The sequence below is a fragment of the Bradyrhizobium elkanii WSM2783 genome, from assembly GCF_000472865.1.
GTDB lineage: Bacteria > Pseudomonadota > Alphaproteobacteria > Rhizobiales > Xanthobacteraceae > Bradyrhizobium > Bradyrhizobium elkanii_A.
Map to the genome: position 1 here is coordinate 1 of NZ_AXAP01000030.1, position 15,244 is coordinate 15,244.

Below are 15,244 nucleotides of genomic sequence, written 5' to 3' on the forward strand. Positions count from 1 at the left end.
CGATCAGGCTGTCGATATCGACCGCTCGCAGTTCGACCTGGTCGCGCACCGGCTCGCGCAGCCGCGGCGCACCGCGCCGCACTGCTTCGGCCCGTGGCTCCGCTTGCTCCGGCAGCTCTCCAAACAACTCGTCACCAGCCATCATCCCCCTCCTGCAAATCAATCCGCGAAGAGAATCACAGCTGCCACGCGCCCGATATAAAAAGATTCACAGTCTCGTAGGATGGGTAGAGCGATGGGTTTCGCTTCCGCTCTGCCATCCTACGGGACAAGCAATCTACGGCGTCAGCTTCACTTCGTGGCCTTCGCTTTCATCTTGATCTCGCGATAGCGCGCGGCGCCGCCTTCGCGGACGGATTGCGGGCTGCGTTCGACGGCCATCGCATCGTCGGGCACGTCCTTGGTGATGACGGAGCCCGAGCCGATATAGGCGCCGGCGCCGATCTTCACGGGCGCGACCAGCGAGGAATTGGTGCCGATGAAGGCGCCCTTGCCGATCAGGGTCTTGTGCTTGAGGAAGCCGTCATAGTTGCACGTGATGGTGCCGGCACCGAGATTGGAGTTGGCGCCGACATGGGCGTCGCCAACGTAAGAGAGATGATTGACCTTGACGCCCTCCTCCAGGATCGCAGCCTTGGTCTCCACGAAATTGCCGATCCGCGAGCCGTCGCCGAGCGAGGTGCCGGGCCGCAGCCGCGCATAGGGACCGATCAAGACCTTGTTGCCGATCATGGCCTCGACGATGTGCGAGAAGGAGTGGATCACCGCGCCATCGCCGATGCTCACGCCGGGGCCGATCACCACGAAGGGCTCGATGGTGACGTCACGGCCGAATTTGGTGTCGGCGGCGAGATAGACGGTCTCCGGCGCGATCAGCGTCACGCCGGCCTCCATCGCAGCCTTGCGCAACCGCGCCTGCAGCACCGCTTCGGCTTCCGCAAGCTGCGCCTTTGTGTTGATGCCGCGCACTTCGTCTTCGCTGGTCTCGATCACGACGGCCTCCAATCCTTTTTCACGCACGATGGCGACAGCATCGGTCAGGTAATACTCGCCCTTGGCATTGGCATTGCCGATCTCATCGAGGATGCCGAGCGCCTGGCGCCCGTCGAACGCCATCACGCCGGCATTGCACAGCGTGATCTTGCGCTCCTCGGCGCTGGCGTCGGCCTGCTCGCGGATCGCAACGAGCCTGCCGTTCTCGACCACCAGCCGGCCGTAGCCGGTGGGATCGGCGGCGCGGAAGCCGAGCACCGCGAGCGCGGCGCCATTCTTCAGCGGCGCGCGCAGTCGCTCGAAGGTCTCCGCCGATATCAGCGGCGTGTCGCCGAACGCGATCAGGAGATCGTCGGCTCCAGCAGCGATCGCCTCGCGCGCCGCCAGCACCGCATGGGCCGTGCCGAGCCGCTCGCGCTGCACGAAGGTACTGGCGTCAGAACGGACCCGCCGCGACTCATCCGCGACCGCCTGATGGTCCGGCCCGACCACCACCGCCAGCGAAGCGCCCGTGCCATGCGGCGCGGCACGCAGCACATGGGACAGCAGCGACTGTCCGGCGACGGGATGCAGCACCTTCGGCAGCGAGGATCGCATGCGCGTGCCCTCGCCGGCCGCGAGCACCACCGTCAGGCTGGATCGAGCAGTCATCAAAACCCTCAAATATTGTCCGCGGATCGCGCCAAGCCGTCTTAATTGGTTTCCCCGGGAGAGGAAACCTATTCGCCTCGCGGGTTGGCTACGGATCAGGTTCCCCGCGCATTTCCTGTTAATCTTTGCGGCGTGATTCGGCGGGCCTTGAGGAGGGCCAAAGGGGTTTTGGCCAAAGATCCTGACAATCTGGCAGGCGATCTCGGCGCGGAAAGCACCGGCGGTTTGTTTACAGGCCTGCTTGCCGAGGAAGACGAATTCGACCGCCGCACGCTGTGGCGGCTCGGCTCCTGGGGTTTTGCCGCGGTCAGCGCCGTCACGCTCGCGGTCCTCGCCAACCAGTCCTCGCTCGGGTGGCGGCGCGACCAGGGTGCCGCCGCGGAGGTGGCGCGGCAGGCGCAGCAGATCCAGATGCTCACCAAGGAGAGCCAGAACGAGGCGCGGCGGCTTGCGTCCGCGATCGAGACGCTCAACTCCGACCGCGACCGGCTCTACACCCGCGTCACCGTGCTGGAGCAAGGACTGGATTCGGTTACCGGCACGATCGCGAAGCAGAGCACGGCGGCTGCACCACAGCCCGCCCCCTCGCCATATCCCGCGTGGGTGCAAGAGCCGGCAGCGCATCATGCCTCGGCTCCGGTCGTGGCCCCAGTCGCGGCAACGACACCCGCTCCAACCGCGCCCGAGAAACCAGCCGCCGAAAAGCCCCCGGTGCTGGCTTCGGACAAGCCACTGGCCGCTGCGAGCGAGAAGCCGCCCGTGGAGAAACCGCCGGTCGTTGCTGCCAACACGGCACCCGCCGCCCCCGTGCCAGCCAGCAATCCGGACCCGGCCGATGCCGCGGCAGCGTCGCTGCCCGCGATGCCGCTCGTCGGCGCGGCGTCGATAATCGGACCGCCCGTTCCTGCCGCGAGCAAGCAAGTCGAGCCGGCCATGCCCGCTGCCACGGTCACCGCCAGCCCCATGCCCGAGGTGGTCGCCGCGGCACCTGCCGCTGGTGACGCGGAGAAAGCGAAAGAGGACGCCGGCGCGCCGAAAGCCGAGGTGCTGCGTACCGAATTCGGGGTCGATCTCGGCACCGCCAATACGGTGCCGGGGCTGCGCGCGTTGTGGCGAGGCCTGTTGAAATCGCGCTCGAACGCTCCACTGTTCAACCTGCGCCCGATCATCGTCATCAAGGAAGGCGCCAACGGGCTCGGCATGCAGCTTCGCCTGGTTGCCGGCCCGCTGCGCGACGCCGGGGCCGCGGCGAAAATCTGCGCGGTGCTCGCCGAGAACGGCCGCCCTTGCGAGACCGCTGTTTTCGACGGCCAGCGCCTGACGCTCAAGGACGAGCCGGAGCCGACGGCGACAACTCCCAACAAGCCCGCACCACGCCGGCACGCGGCACCGAAACGAGCGGCAGCTCCAGTGGTGGTCGAGGAGCCGCCGAAGAAGCCGGCGCCGCCTTCCGCAGTCTCGGCGATCACCTCAATGTTCGGTCGCAAGGAGCAATAATGGCGTGACCGCAAGACGTTGCGGCGACATTTTCACTCGCTTTCATGCCGCCCGAAGCGGCTTGTCCTCGTCCCCTTTCCCGACCATATTCGCGCGATGACAAAGACCCCGTTTCGCCTTACGCCCTATCAGGTGCAATTCCTGCTGATCGTCGGTTTCCTCACCGTCGGTTACGCACTTTACGTGCGCTATCTCGTGATCGAATTCTCAACTGTCGCGCTCGCCTGCGATGCGGGCCTGCAGACCATGAACTGCAAGGTGCGCGCGCTGGCGACGACCCTGTTCCGGAACTCGGTGTTCGGCATCGTCGCGCTCGTGATCGCGACACTGCACGTGCTGCGGCCGTCGATCGTCCTGATGACCGGCGGGCTGATCGCGGCGGGGTTCGGGATCGTGCTCTACAATGTCGCGCTGTCGGGGATCGCGATCGGCCTGCTCATTTTGGGCTTTGCGCGACCCGCGCCCGCCACAGCGTAAGCGCCAGCAACACATACATCGCGCAGGTCCAGACCGACTGCCAATTGTCGGTACCCTCGTTGAGGAAGGTATAGCCGGCCGCAACCAGCAGGAGGCCAGCGAACACGGCCTCCGCGATCGGCCTTACCCCTTCCTGCGGCCGGTTGAGCAGCATCAGCAGCGCAAACGGCACCACCGCCATGGTGAGCGAGGCGAACGGAAAGTCCTTGTAGCGCGGGTCGAAGGTGAAGCCGAGTGCGGTTTCAGCCCCGATCACGGTCGTCACGATCAGCGACAGGCCGAGCAGCGCGGTGAGCATGGTGCCGTGCCGGTACTGGCGCGGCCCGAGCAACTCGAGGAAGGTCGGCAGCGACTTGCCGGCCATCAGCGCGTGGGCCGACAGGATCGGCGCGAGGATGGCTGCCGCAAGCAGCGTCCCCCATTGCACCCAGCCGCCGGTCCCGTAGCTCTCATAGATCATCTTGTCGATGGCAACCCCGAGCAGGATCCCGGCGCTGGTTGCGGAGACGCCGACCGCGATCCAGGACATGACCCGCGGCGCCCATGGCCGCCGCCGGACCGCCAGCCAGGCCACGAGGAAGGTGACGAAGCCCAGCCCAAGGCCAGCGCCCATGTACCATTTCCAAAGCGGGTAATTGCTGATGGCGACTCCGGGCGGGTACTTCACCACGCGATTGACGGAGTCGAACAGGCCCCAATAGCCGCCGACCGTACCCTCGAGCTGGCGCTTCCAGGGCTGGTCATAGGCCTCGATCAGGTTGACGCGGAAACCCTCGCGCTTGGCGAGATCGAGGATTTCCGAGACGATCCGCGCCTGGTTGGTGCGCGATGGCAGCGCCCCCTCGCGCATCCTGCCCATGCTCGGCCAGCCCGTCTCCCCGATCAGGATCTCCTTGTTCGGGAATGCCACCGCCATGCGCTTACGGATGGCATCGACATGGGCGGCGGCGAATTTCGCCCGCACCGGCATGTCTTCCCAGTAAGGCAGGATATGAATGGTGACGAAATCGACGGCGTCATAGACCTCGCGGTTGCGCAGCCAGAATTCCCAGACGTCGGCGTAGGTCACGGGCACCTGGACCTGGGCCTTCACCGCGCGGACATAGGCGGCGAGATCCGCGGTCGTCATCTCCCCGCGCAGCAGCACTTCGTTACCGACGACCAGCGCCGTGATCACACCCGGATATTGCTTGGCGAGCCCGACCGCGACCGCGATCTGGGTCTGGTTCTTGATCCGGTCGCTGCCGAGCCAGATGCCCTGGATGACTTTCAGCCCGACCTTCGCCGCGAGGCCCGGCACCTGGTCGAGCCCGTTCTCGATCGAATAGGTGCGCACACACTCGGTGACCTTGGCGAGATCAGCCAGATCCTGGGCGATCTGGTCGGCCGAAATGTGCGTGGTGGGGATCAGCGGCGTCTGCGTATCGCGGAACGGCGCATAGGAGACGCATTGCAGCTTTGCATTGGGGTCGATCGGCGCGCGCGCAAGCGTAATCGGCGTGGCGAGCCACCACCACACGGCCGCAATCAAACCCAGCGATATCAGGAGAAGCGCCAGTGGCGTACGAAGAGAAATCGGTTCCATCCTCCGGGGGACCGTCGATTAGCCGGTCATGCACCGTCTGCCAAGAGCACGAGTCGGGCAATAGCAAGGTTGTCCTGCGACAGTTTTGCGCTGTTGCGATAAAGTTGTGACTTTGCTGGACAAAATCTGAAATACCGGTCATGGGATTCCGCCAGCGTCTCCGCCGCACTGGAGACCTATTTGGACGGCATTACGCCATGGCCGTTCGAGATGATTTGTTGGGCGGGAAATCGATCGGGGAAGGTATGGGTGGACGGGTGCTTCAGTTCAAAATCGCGGTCTTGCGCCATTTCGCCACTGCCGGCCTCGCGCTTCTGATCGGTACCGGTGCCGCTTTCTCCCAAAGCGGCACGCCGAATCCGCAGGAGCAGTCGAAGCAGGGAAACGCTCCGTCCGACGTCACCAAGGACAATCAGCGCAAGACCGACGAATTCGTCGAGGCCACGCAGGCGATCAACGGCCCCGCCGGAAACCCGGAATGCGTCTGGCTCGGCCGGCGCGTGGTGCGGCTGATGTGGCTTGATGACCTCGACACCGCCTTCCGCCACCTTGACCTTTACGATCGCTTCGGCTGCCCCGGCGGCCATGTGCAGGCGACCTTCCGCTGCCTGACCCGGTTTGGCGCCACGATCGACGACAAGGTGCCGCGCAGCCTCGATGGCCGCATCCACGCTTGCTGGATCAACCCCGGCGCCCAGCCTCCGGCGGCCGCAGCCGCTGCGGCAGCGCCCAACCCGCAAGCGCCGCCCGCCACGGCTGGCAACGCTGCGCCGGCACCTGCCGCCTCACCTTCTCCAGCGCCGACGGCCTCGCCGTCGCCGGCCGCGAAATAACCGCCTTCGACTTTGGAACGAACGCGACTTCCGTCATTTGAGCTGCGTGGCGCCCTCAAAACGCCATGCGGTCATATCAGTTGTGGAATCGCGTGGCAGGATTATCTTGCAGTTTACCGCCATGTCGGTCGAACCTAGGGGACGGGTTCGCTTTCTCCTTTCATAGCAGCCCCGTATGGTTTAGCCGCGATGCGCGCTGTCGCCGCCGTTCTGTTGCTTGTCACCGCCGTGCATGCCGCGCTCTGGGGCCTTCTGCAGGAAAAGCAGCAGGCTCCTGACTTCCGCGGCATGCTGCCGAGCGTCTCCTATGCGCCGTTCGATGGCAGCGCACATCCCGACGTCGACAATATCCCGCAAGCCGAAAAGATTCGCGCCGACCTGAAGAAGCTGTCGACGATGACGCGCGCGATCCGCCTGTACTCGTCGACGGGCGGCGTTGAACTGGTTCCGCCGATCGCCGCCGAATTCGGCTTGAAGGTCATGGTCGGCGCCTGGATCGACAAGAATTCCGAGCGCAACGAGCGCGAGATCGACGCCGCGATTAACCTCGCCCGGCGCAACAGCAACGTGATCGGCGTCGTCGTCGGAAACGAAGTGATCTACCGCGGCGAGCAGAAGATCGACGACCTGATCGAGATGATCAAGCGCGTCAAGAAATCGGTCAATGTCCCCGTCACCACAGGCGAAATCTGGAACATCTGGCGTGACAATCCGCAGCTCGCCAATTCCGTCGATTTCATCGCCGCCCACGTCCTGCCCTACTGGGAGAACTTCACCGCCCAACAGGCCGTCGACCAGGCGGTCGCCATGTTCCAGCTCTTGCGCGACCAGTTCCCGGGCAAGCGCATCGTGATCGCCGAATTCGGCTGGCCGAGTGCGGGCTACAATCTCCGGAATGCGGAGCCCGGCCCGTTCGAGCAGGCCTCGGTGCTGCGCAATTTCGTCACCCGCGCCGAAGCCATCGGCATGGACTACAACATCGTCGAGGCGATCGATCAGCCCTGGAAATTCTTCGAAGGCGGCGTCGGCCCGTACTGGGGCATCCTGAATGCGTCCCGCGAGCCGAAATTCGCCTGGACCGGGCCGATCGTGAACGAGAACTACTGGAAGCTCGCGCTGCTCGCCCTCCTCGTCGGCATCCTGATGTCGCTGCCGATCCTGCGCCTGGAACGCCCGACGGTGATGCAGGCTCTAATACTCTCGGCTGCCGCCAATGGCGTCGGCGCCTGGGTTGCGACCGTCTTCGCCTATTGGGCCGGGCACTATTTCGTGTTCGGCTCGGCATTCGCGATGGCGCTCGGCCTGATCCTTCTCGTCCCGCTGATCCTGATCGCGATGGCGCGGATCGAGGAGATCGCCGATGTCGCCTTCGGCCGCGGCCCCCACCGCCTGATCCGGAAGAGCGCAGCGGTGGCGCCCGCCACGATTGGCGAGCAGGTCACCTTCCCCAAGGTTTCAATCCACATCCCCGCCTATTTCGAGCCGGTGGAGATGCTGAAGCAGACGCTCGATGCCGTCTCGCGGCTCGACTACCCCAATTTCGAATGCGTCTGCATCATCAACAACACGCCAGATCCCGCGTTCTGGCAGCCGATCCAGGATCATTGCCGCGCGCTCGGCGAGCGCTTCAAGTTCATCAATGCCGAGAAGGTCCAGGGCTTCAAGGCCGGCGCCTTGCGCATCGCCATGGACCGCACCGCGGCAGACGCCGAGATCATCGGCATTATCGATGCCGACTATGTCGTGCATCCGGACTGGCTGAAGGACCTCGTGCCCGTCTTTGCGGACCCGCGGGTCGGCCTGGTGCAGGCGCCGCAAGAGCATCGCGACGGCGACCGCTCGCTGATGCACTACATCATGAACGGCGAATATGCCGGCTTCTTCGACATCGGCATGGTCCAGCGCAACGAACACAACGCCATCATCGTGCATGGCACGATGTGCCTGATCCGCCGCGCCGCGATGGACATGGCCGGCGGCTGGTCCAGCGACACCATCTGCGAGGACACCGATCTCGGGCTTGCCATCATCGAGCGCGGCTGGCTGACGCATTACACCAACCAGCGCTACGGCGAAGGCCTGCTGCCCGACACCTACGAGGCCTTCAAGAAGCAGCGACACCGCTGGGCCTATGGCGGCTTCCAGATCGTGAAAAAGCACTGGCGGCGCTTCCTGCCCGGTGCGAGCCGGCTCTCGCCCAACCAGCGCCGGGAATTTTCGCTGGGCTGGCTGAACTGGCTGGGCGCCGAGAGCCTCGGCGTCTTGGTCGCGATCCTCAACCTGATCTGGGTGCCGATCGTCGCCTTTGCCGACATCGCCATCCCCGACAAGATCCTGACGTTGCCGATCATCGCCTCCTTCGTCGTCTCGCTCGTGCATTTCGTGGCGCTGTACCGGATGCGGGTAAAGGTGAAGGCCGGCCAGATGCTGGGCGCCATGATCGCGGCGATGAGCGTGCAATGGACGGTGTCGCGCGCCGTGGCGCAGGGACTGATCACCGAGCACCTGGCGTTCGCCCGCACCTCCAAGGGCGGCCTTTCGCGGATGTCGATCGAATTCCAGGCGTTCTGGGAAGCGGTGATCGGCGTCCTCCTCTTGGTCGGCGCCGCGGTCCTCATCGCCACCAACGGCTTCAAGCAGGTCCGCGAGATCTACATCTTCGCCGGCGTGCTGGTGCTGCAGAGCCTGCCTTTCCTCGCAGCGGTCGCGATCGCGATCCTGGAGAATTCGCGCATCAACTCGTTCTCGTTCTGGCGCAACAGCGCCATCCGTACCGCGGAACTGATCGGTCTGCGCCCGGTCGCCATGCCCACGATCGCCGCTCCTTCCCAGCAGGCCGCCTCGGAAATCCGCCGCGACGCCAACTGAGGCGCTATCCGGCCGTGGATTGATTTCGCGGCCGGGCTTGAAGAAGCGGACTAACCGCCAGCTATCTCAGGGCAATCCCGGGCCCGCACGACCACGCATTTGCCGCCCTCTGCGCTATTGACCCGTCGGCCCCCGCCCCCTACACAGCGCGGGCTGGAGCATGATCCGGAAAGGCGGGAGTCGGTTTCCGGCGGATCATGGTCAGACAAGAGCTGGAACGGGGTGACGGTTTAGAACGTCGTTACCTCCAGGAAGTGAGCGCGTAGCTCAGGCGGTAGAGCACGTGACTTTTAATCATGGGGTCGAGGGTTCGAGTCCCTCCGCGCTCACCACACACAATATGTCCAGCCCGCGCCAAAACACTTGCGCCAAAATTCAAACGACGAACATACGCGATGATATCATCAGCGATATGGTCGAGGTCACCTTAGCCGGCCGCATCCGTCTCAATGCGACAGCTCAGAGCATCGGCCGGTTTGCGCGCGCAGCTGTCGGATGGCCCATAACAAGTTCGGCCCGGCCTCGCTGGACCTGCCAGCCTTCCAGGAAGCCGAGACGCCGCTGATTGAGCCCGTCAGTCGTGATTGTGGCGTGAGTTAATCACCCATGGACAGAATCTCACCGGTTTGTGTGGGGAGTTTCAGCGCGTTTGGGCCATTAATCAGCTATTGACCCCAGCAGGGATCCTCCCATGGAGTTGCCTGCACCAGATTTGTTGGTGGGCGTCTTTCTTGTCGGCGCTCTGGTTGGCTATGCGGTCAGAGCTTTTATGTCCGCCAGGCGCCGGACTCGAGCCCGCAAGCGGCGACATGATTTCAATTAACTCACACCCATGACGCCCCGTAGCCTCCTCGGGTGAGGATCGATCCAGCAAAAGTGATGGGGCCCAGTGGCGTTTAGTGATAGATTTATGACAGCAGGCCTGACCTACCCATTTACCGTTTGGAAATGCTTCTCTTTCCCCCGAATTGGACCACAACGAACGAGGCAGAAGAGCCTCGTCGATTGGAGCGAGTAGCCCGCGAACAAGCTGCGCTGTGCCTCCTCGACGAGTCGCGCAACGCCATGCTCGAGATCGCCGGCAACTACGCGAGAGCCGCGGCGGTTTCCCAGACGTCTTCCCCCCTCCTCGCGGGCGTGTTCGCCTGGTGGTGGAAGTTGGTGTGTGGATAAGAGCGCCCCTTTGAGGAGCGCCTTCGCGCGTCCAGGGCAGCATCATATGTCCTCACGCGTTTGCACGCTAGCGGCGGCGCAGTCGCTTCCTGAGACGCTACCGATAATGGTAACGGGGAAGGTGCTGCGACCGGAGCTGCGCGCGCGAGGATAGATTCTCTTCGGCAAATTCGACACGATAGGCAAATGCAAAAAACCGCTTCTCACGCCGCGGGCCTGCACCGCGCCTCCCTCAACAAGCTCCACGATTTGGACGCGGCGCTGGAGCTCATGTACTATGGTTGGCGCGGGATGACGCTCTCGGCCGACCAGTATCTCGCCACGCTCGGCCTATCACGCCCGCACCATCGCATTCTCTATGTCGTCGCACGGCGGCCCGACATCTCGATCGGCTCGCTGATCGAGGTCCTCGGCATTTCCAAGCAAGCTTTGAACCGGCCGCTCGGCCTGTTGCTCGAGCGCAAGCTCCTGACATCGAAGCGGTCGCCCGAGCAGCATCGATCCAAATTGCTGCGCCTGACGCAGGCGGGGCAACGCATCGAACAACGAGCATCGGGCTACGAGCGGGAGGTCCTGCGCGAGGCATTTGATCGTGCTGGGCCGTCCGGCGCAGCCGCGTGGATGGCCGTTATGGAAGCTATCGCCGACAACAACTGACTGCACTCTCAGGTCAACCTGATTGACGTCAATGTCACGCCGTGCCACTCTTCAGCAGTTGCACTTGAGGAGGGCGGAAGCATGAGCGGACGGACAATGGACCGGGCGGCCGCCGGGCGCTTTGTCGAGGCGTGGTGCGCCAACTGGTGCAAGGTTGATATCGATGCCGTCGTCTCGCACTTGGCCGACGCCGCCGAGATGCGCAGCCCCCTGGCGCTCAAACTGACGGATTCTCCCGTGGTCGTTGGCGCCGAGAACATTCGCGCCTACTGGCGCAAGGCTTATGGAGGCATTGAAAACGCAGACCTGAAAATCCTGGGACGAAACGACCGCGCGCCTAACGGTGTGGTGGCAACTGGGCGACACGCGCGCCAGCGAGTTCATGGACTTCGATGATGCCGGCCGTGTGGTGCGCAGCGAAGCCTTCTACGGAAAGTAGCCGATGCGATTCTCGGATTTCGTCCTGCTCCTCAACGCACTCTGGTTCGGCGGCGCATTCATCCAGTTCAGCATTGCCCAGCGCAATACGCTGAAGATCCTGGTGCCCCGGGAAGAGCGCGGCAATCCGATTGCACCGACCTTGTCCGCCAGCGTGGCATTTCTGGGCGGGATCAATCTGCCAATCGGTCTCTTGTCGCTTTATCTTCTCGCCCGGCCGCCCTTCTTTCAGGCGATTGACGCGCAGCTTGCGCTGTTCCTGTTCTTCGCCGCGTGCCACTTCAGCCAGTTCGCCTATAACCTCCCGGTCCTGATGCGCGGGGGTCGCGTCGGGGTGGCATACTGGCCCGTATTGAAGGGCCCGATGCTCAGGATTTTCGTCATCGATGCGACGCTGTTCGTGGCAAATCTTGCCGCGGTTTTGCCGCTGGCGTCGCGTTCCTGATGCTCCGCCGTCGCGGCGGTGTCGCCTTCCCAGAGCGGCGATCGCGTTGACGAGCGTCTCCGCGCTTTCCGCTTCGCCTGCTCTGCTTTCTTTCCAAGAAGACTTTCATACTCGCTCACGTTTTCATTTCGCACGAAACTCGCTGGCGGCGATGCAAACCTGATCTCGTTTTCCTCCGCAGGGCGCCCAACTACACGAACCTATCCCTCCAGGAGGAAGTGAAATGAAATTCGTTGCAGTTGCCTTGACCACTTTGGCCATGCTCTCGCTGACCTTCGTGCCGGCGGATGCGGCCAAGCGTCATCACCGCGCGCACCACGCGAAAAATTTGGGTAATCCGAACGGCACAGCCGCCGGCCCCACCTCGCTGAGCGGCACCGGATCGTCGCAGTACGGAGGATCAAGCCCGGGTACCGCGGGCAAGAATTGATCCACGGAAAGTATCTCTCCTCAAGGCGCGGCGACGATGATGTGTGGATGTCCGGTGCTTGATCCGGACGCGCTGCATGCCTTCGCCGCCGCAGCCGAGCTCTCCGTGGATTGTGGCCTGATCTTGTCGCTCGCGTGGCGGACTGTGTCAGGCGCCGGACCGTTTGCATCGCACGAAACCATTTTCCACCGATGACGAAAACGTCCTGAAACAAAGTGCGAGCTATCTACGTTTCAAAAGGAAAACAGGGATGGCGAACATGCAGTTCATATTGGACCTGTTCTGGGAACAATCGTGCAGCAGATATCTCGCCTCCCTGGCACAACAGGAGGTGCAGCAATGATCGAGACCTCTGCAGCAATCCTCGCGCTGGTGAGCGTGGGTATCTTCCTCGCGCACGCGCTGGACGCTTATCGGACCGGCTAGCGCGAACCTGATTTCGTTTGGATGCATTCCCGCTCCAGCAATCTTGAGCGGGCGCTGTCTCACAGCGCTGCTGCCGTACCGCGATAGCCCTCGCCGAGCGCATCGGCCTAAATTCCAGCGCCTCCGGAAACGTTTGCCGCCTTGCGCGTTCTTGCAAGGAGCCAACACGGGAGGAGCGCGCGTGCGAACCTCAACTATCGCAATGCTCATCGCCCTGGGAAGCGCGATCGCGCTGCCGGCAGCGGCGCAGCAGATGACACCCGGCAAGCAACAGATGCAGGACGACGCCAACAAGGGCGTCAAGACCCGCAACTCCGGCGAGTCAGGCTATGTGGCCGGCCAGGAGAAGCAGGGCGCGCGCGTTCCCGGTCAGTCTGACCAGAGCCAGACGACAGGATCCAGCAATGGAACCGGCAGCCAGGGTTCTGGATCGGGCGGAAGAAATCGATAGCGCGCAGCCAATCAGCGAGACCTCTGACACCACGACGACTGCGCCAGGAGATCCGAATGACGACCGCGGCAAAGCTCCTCGCGCAAAAGCAGCAATTGCTCGAGCGGCTGCAGGAGAATCCCGGGGCGAACGAACGCGCCGAGATCGAGCGGCTGCTCGAGCAGATCGACACCGCGCTGAATCTGCTCGATGAAGCCGGCTCGAGCGGCTCCGGCGAAGAGCCCGACTAGAGCATTTTCGGTTCTGATTGAATCAGAACCGAAGCTCTAGATTCTTGTTTTGACGCGTTTTCTTCACGCGAACCGGTCTCCACTTCGCTCGAAAACGCTCTAACGTGGGTCGGATGGCTGCCTACAAAATCGCCTTGCCGGAACCGTATCTCGGCGCTTTTCTGAGAATTGTGGGTCCTTGGGGCGACACCTAGGGTTTCACCGGGCCTCGTGCCATCCACCCGCAAGAGCCCCCGCCTTCCTCCCGGTCGGTGGGGGTTTTGTTTTTCATCAAGCGGATTGGCCCGAAGAAAAAGTATAAGATGGGCCCGTGAGGTATTGCCCAACTCATTTCGAGGAAGCGCTATGGATAGTGATTTTGTCGGTTACCAGCATGCGATGCTTGTTCTCATGCGCCACATATTGGCCGAGCAAGCACTGCAGAGTGGCGAGGAGCCGATGCAGTGGCTCCGCAACTTCAAGAGCCGGGTGGTCCAGGACATCAAGGGAACGTCAGGTCCTTCGGAGCAGGACGAACTGGCTGTGATCCCGGTGTCTCTTGCCGTGATCGACGACGTTTTTGCCGATGTGATGTAGTTTGAGACCGAGCGCTCTCGGCACGAGCGGTCACCCCTCGCCAAGCGCATTCATACGGGAGACGTTGAGGATTTCCGCCTCACCGCTGCCAACGCGGACAACGTCTCCCACCCTCCTGCCAAACAGCGCTCGCGCCAATGGTGAGGCGTGCGAGACGGTGCCGTGCGCAGGATCCGCCTCGTCCTCGCCGACGATCCGAAAGGTCTGTTGTCGACCGTCATCGCGGAGGATTGTAACGGCATGTCCGAACCGAACCTGGCCGTCGTCCTCGGGCTCTGCCACCACATTGGCGGAAGCGCGCCTCGCGCTCCAATAACGCAAGTCACGTGAGGCGCTCGCGATCGCCGAGCGGTCGCCCTCCGCCTGTGCCGCCACCAACGCTTCTTGCGCGGCCGCGACTGCGGCCTCGATCTGGGCAAGGCCTTCCCTGGTGACATCGTTTCGCGCGTCCGAAATCGGCCGATCGGGCAGATCGTCGAGCTTACCCTCGCCTTCCCTGACAAAAGCGCGGCTCATGTTGCTCTCATGCGCGTCCGGCCAACGCGCGGATCACCCATCACCTTGCTCTTGCGATCGGCGCCTTGGTCCTGCGGCCCTTCAAGATCATTCTCTTCTGGCATCTTCGACTCCGAGACTGGATATTTCCAACGGGTCCGAACCGGCGTCGTTCCTCGATCATCTCACGTAAATCGGGATAGTTCGGTATCATTCTTAGGAAGATTCGGAACGGCTGGCAGCCTCCCAGGTTATCGTCCCGTCGATTGGGACGACATGATCCACCTTCCCAAGGGCCCCGGCGATTGTCCCCCGAGCAAGCCGGGGCCCAACTTTTGAGAAGCAAAGATTGAACGCGCTGGATTTCTTCATACCGAACGATGCAGACACATCGCGATATCACGACAATATCAGCAGACCATTCGACTCTGGTGAGGCAAGTCCACGATGAGGGGCGCAGAGATTCATCATAGCCGCTGGCCATGCAGCACCAAGGGATTGAGTTCACCGTCGAGAAAACCAGGCAGCGCCACGTCTGGCGCTGGATATTCTGGATCGGCGATCAAGCGAGGACCGGCCTGATGCGAACGCCATTGGAGGCGCTCGCGATACGCCGGACGCAAACGCTGATCGATCGCGAGTTGAAAAAGCGGGCTCAGGAGAATGCTTGTTAGAGCGAGGTCGACCCGCCCGCCGTGCCGATATTCGTGAACCGCCCAAAGCAAAAAGGACGAGGCCCGGTCAACCTAGAGACCGAGCCTCGTCGCATCATCCCCCGCCCCATCAGCGCGATGATGTCTGGTGGAACGATCGTGTCATACGCAAATTCTGAGGCGCGATCCATCCGGGCGACTACGGGACGTCGAGCATTTGCGATCGGCGCAGCATGACAGAACGGTCCAGCAAGCTCTGTCTGGCTTCGTCACCGGCACCTGCGATTGCGCTGCAGCAGCGGTTTGCGCCTGCAACCTCTCGTTTAATTGATTGAATTGCTAGCGGCGCGCCTCGCACAGATTAGA

The 15,244-nt window shown here is 63.0% G+C and carries 14 protein-coding genes, 1 tRNA gene and 1 pseudogene; 12 read left to right on the forward strand and 4 right to left on the reverse strand.

Translation table 11 applies throughout. From position 1 onward, the window contains the following. A pseudogene (locus YY7_RS60615) lies at window positions 1-145 on the reverse strand (IS5/IS1182 family transposase); the annotation flags it as partial. Between the two features lie 146 nt (window positions 146-291). Beyond that, window positions 292-1,644 carry a bifunctional UDP-N-acetylglucosamine diphosphorylase/glucosamine-1-phosphate N-acetyltransferase GlmU gene (gene glmU / locus YY7_RS0124310; RefSeq protein ID WP_028165522.1) on the reverse strand — a complete coding sequence of 451 codons (1,353 nt, stop codon included), beginning with the start codon at window positions 1,642-1,644 and terminating at the stop codon, window positions 292-294. A 168-nt stretch (window positions 1,645-1,812) separates the two neighbouring features. Here glmU and YY7_RS0124315 point away from each other — a divergent pair, with 168 nt between their 5' ends. After that, a complete protein-coding gene (locus YY7_RS0124315) occupies window positions 1,813-3,141 on the forward strand; it encodes a hypothetical protein (RefSeq protein ID WP_028165523.1) in 1,329 nt (442 codons plus the stop codon). A gap of 96 nt (window positions 3,142-3,237) precedes the next feature. Continuing rightward, window positions 3,238-3,618: a hypothetical protein gene (locus YY7_RS0124320; RefSeq protein WP_028165524.1), complete on the forward strand. Its 381-nt coding sequence runs from the start codon at window positions 3,238-3,240 to the stop codon at window positions 3,616-3,618. Here YY7_RS0124320 and YY7_RS0124325 read toward each other — a convergent pair. Then, window positions 3,578-5,203 carry a beta-1,6-glucan synthase gene (locus YY7_RS0124325; protein WP_028165525.1) on the reverse strand — a complete coding sequence of 542 codons (1,626 nt, stop codon included), beginning with the start codon at window positions 5,201-5,203 and terminating at the stop codon, window positions 3,578-3,580. The two genes, YY7_RS0124320 and YY7_RS0124325, sit on opposite strands and share 41 nt — an antisense overlap. A 245-nt stretch (window positions 5,204-5,448) precedes the next feature. Here YY7_RS0124325 and YY7_RS0124330 point away from each other — a divergent pair, with 245 nt between their 5' ends. The 10 genes from YY7_RS0124330 (at window position 5,449) to YY7_RS0124400 (ending at window position 13,730) form a co-directional block, all read left to right on the forward strand. Then, entirely contained in the window at window positions 5,449-6,036 is a 588-nt protein-coding gene (locus YY7_RS0124330; protein WP_028165526.1) for a hypothetical protein, read from the forward strand. 189 nt (window positions 6,037-6,225) lie between these two features. Then, window positions 6,226-8,904 carry a glycosyltransferase gene (locus YY7_RS0124335; RefSeq protein ID WP_028165527.1) on the forward strand — a complete coding sequence of 893 codons (2,679 nt, stop codon included), beginning with the start codon at window positions 6,226-6,228 and terminating at the stop codon, window positions 8,902-8,904. 256 nt (window positions 8,905-9,160) lie between these two features. Then, window positions 9,161-9,236, forward strand: a tRNA-Lys gene (locus YY7_RS0124340). A 1,027-nt stretch (window positions 9,237-10,263) separates the two neighbouring features. After that, window positions 10,264-10,734 (forward strand): MarR family winged helix-turn-helix transcriptional regulator, encoded by a 471-nt coding sequence (locus YY7_RS0124355; RefSeq protein WP_028165529.1) that lies wholly within the window; start codon window positions 10,264-10,266, stop codon window positions 10,732-10,734. A gap of 81 nt (window positions 10,735-10,815) precedes the next feature. Then, the gene (locus tag YY7_RS52585) at window positions 10,816-11,130 is read left to right on the forward strand and encodes a hypothetical protein (RefSeq protein WP_245287376.1); all 315 of its coding nucleotides are present in this window, start codon (window positions 10,816-10,818) and stop codon (window positions 11,128-11,130) included. Between the two features lie 46 nt (window positions 11,131-11,176). Next, window positions 11,177-11,617 (forward strand): hypothetical protein, encoded by a 441-nt coding sequence (locus YY7_RS0124365; RefSeq protein ID WP_028165530.1) that lies wholly within the window; start codon window positions 11,177-11,179, stop codon window positions 11,615-11,617. A gap of 223 nt (window positions 11,618-11,840) precedes the next feature. Beyond that, entirely contained in the window at window positions 11,841-12,047 is a 207-nt protein-coding gene (locus YY7_RS0124370) for a hypothetical protein (RefSeq protein ID WP_028165531.1), read from the forward strand. A gap of 607 nt (window positions 12,048-12,654) precedes the next feature. Next, complete coding sequence (locus YY7_RS52590) at window positions 12,655-12,924, forward strand: hypothetical protein (protein ID WP_130226911.1); 270 nt, start codon at window positions 12,655-12,657, stop codon at window positions 12,922-12,924. A 56-nt stretch (window positions 12,925-12,980) separates the two neighbouring features. Beyond that, window positions 12,981-13,154 carry a hypothetical protein gene (locus YY7_RS61980; RefSeq protein ID WP_196237316.1) on the forward strand — a complete coding sequence of 58 codons (174 nt, stop codon included), beginning with the start codon at window positions 12,981-12,983 and terminating at the stop codon, window positions 13,152-13,154. 345 nt (window positions 13,155-13,499) lie between these two features. After that, complete coding sequence (locus tag YY7_RS0124400) at window positions 13,500-13,730, forward strand: hypothetical protein (RefSeq protein ID WP_028165532.1); 231 nt, start codon at window positions 13,500-13,502, stop codon at window positions 13,728-13,730. A 30-nt stretch (window positions 13,731-13,760) separates the two neighbouring features. Here the strand turns inward: YY7_RS0124400 and greA are convergent, their stop codons facing one another. Further along, the gene (gene greA, locus YY7_RS0124405; RefSeq protein WP_028165533.1) at window positions 13,761-14,246 is read right to left on the reverse strand and encodes a transcription elongation factor GreA; all 486 of its coding nucleotides are present in this window, start codon (window positions 14,244-14,246) and stop codon (window positions 13,761-13,763) included. Window positions 14,247-15,244 lie beyond the last annotated feature (998 nt).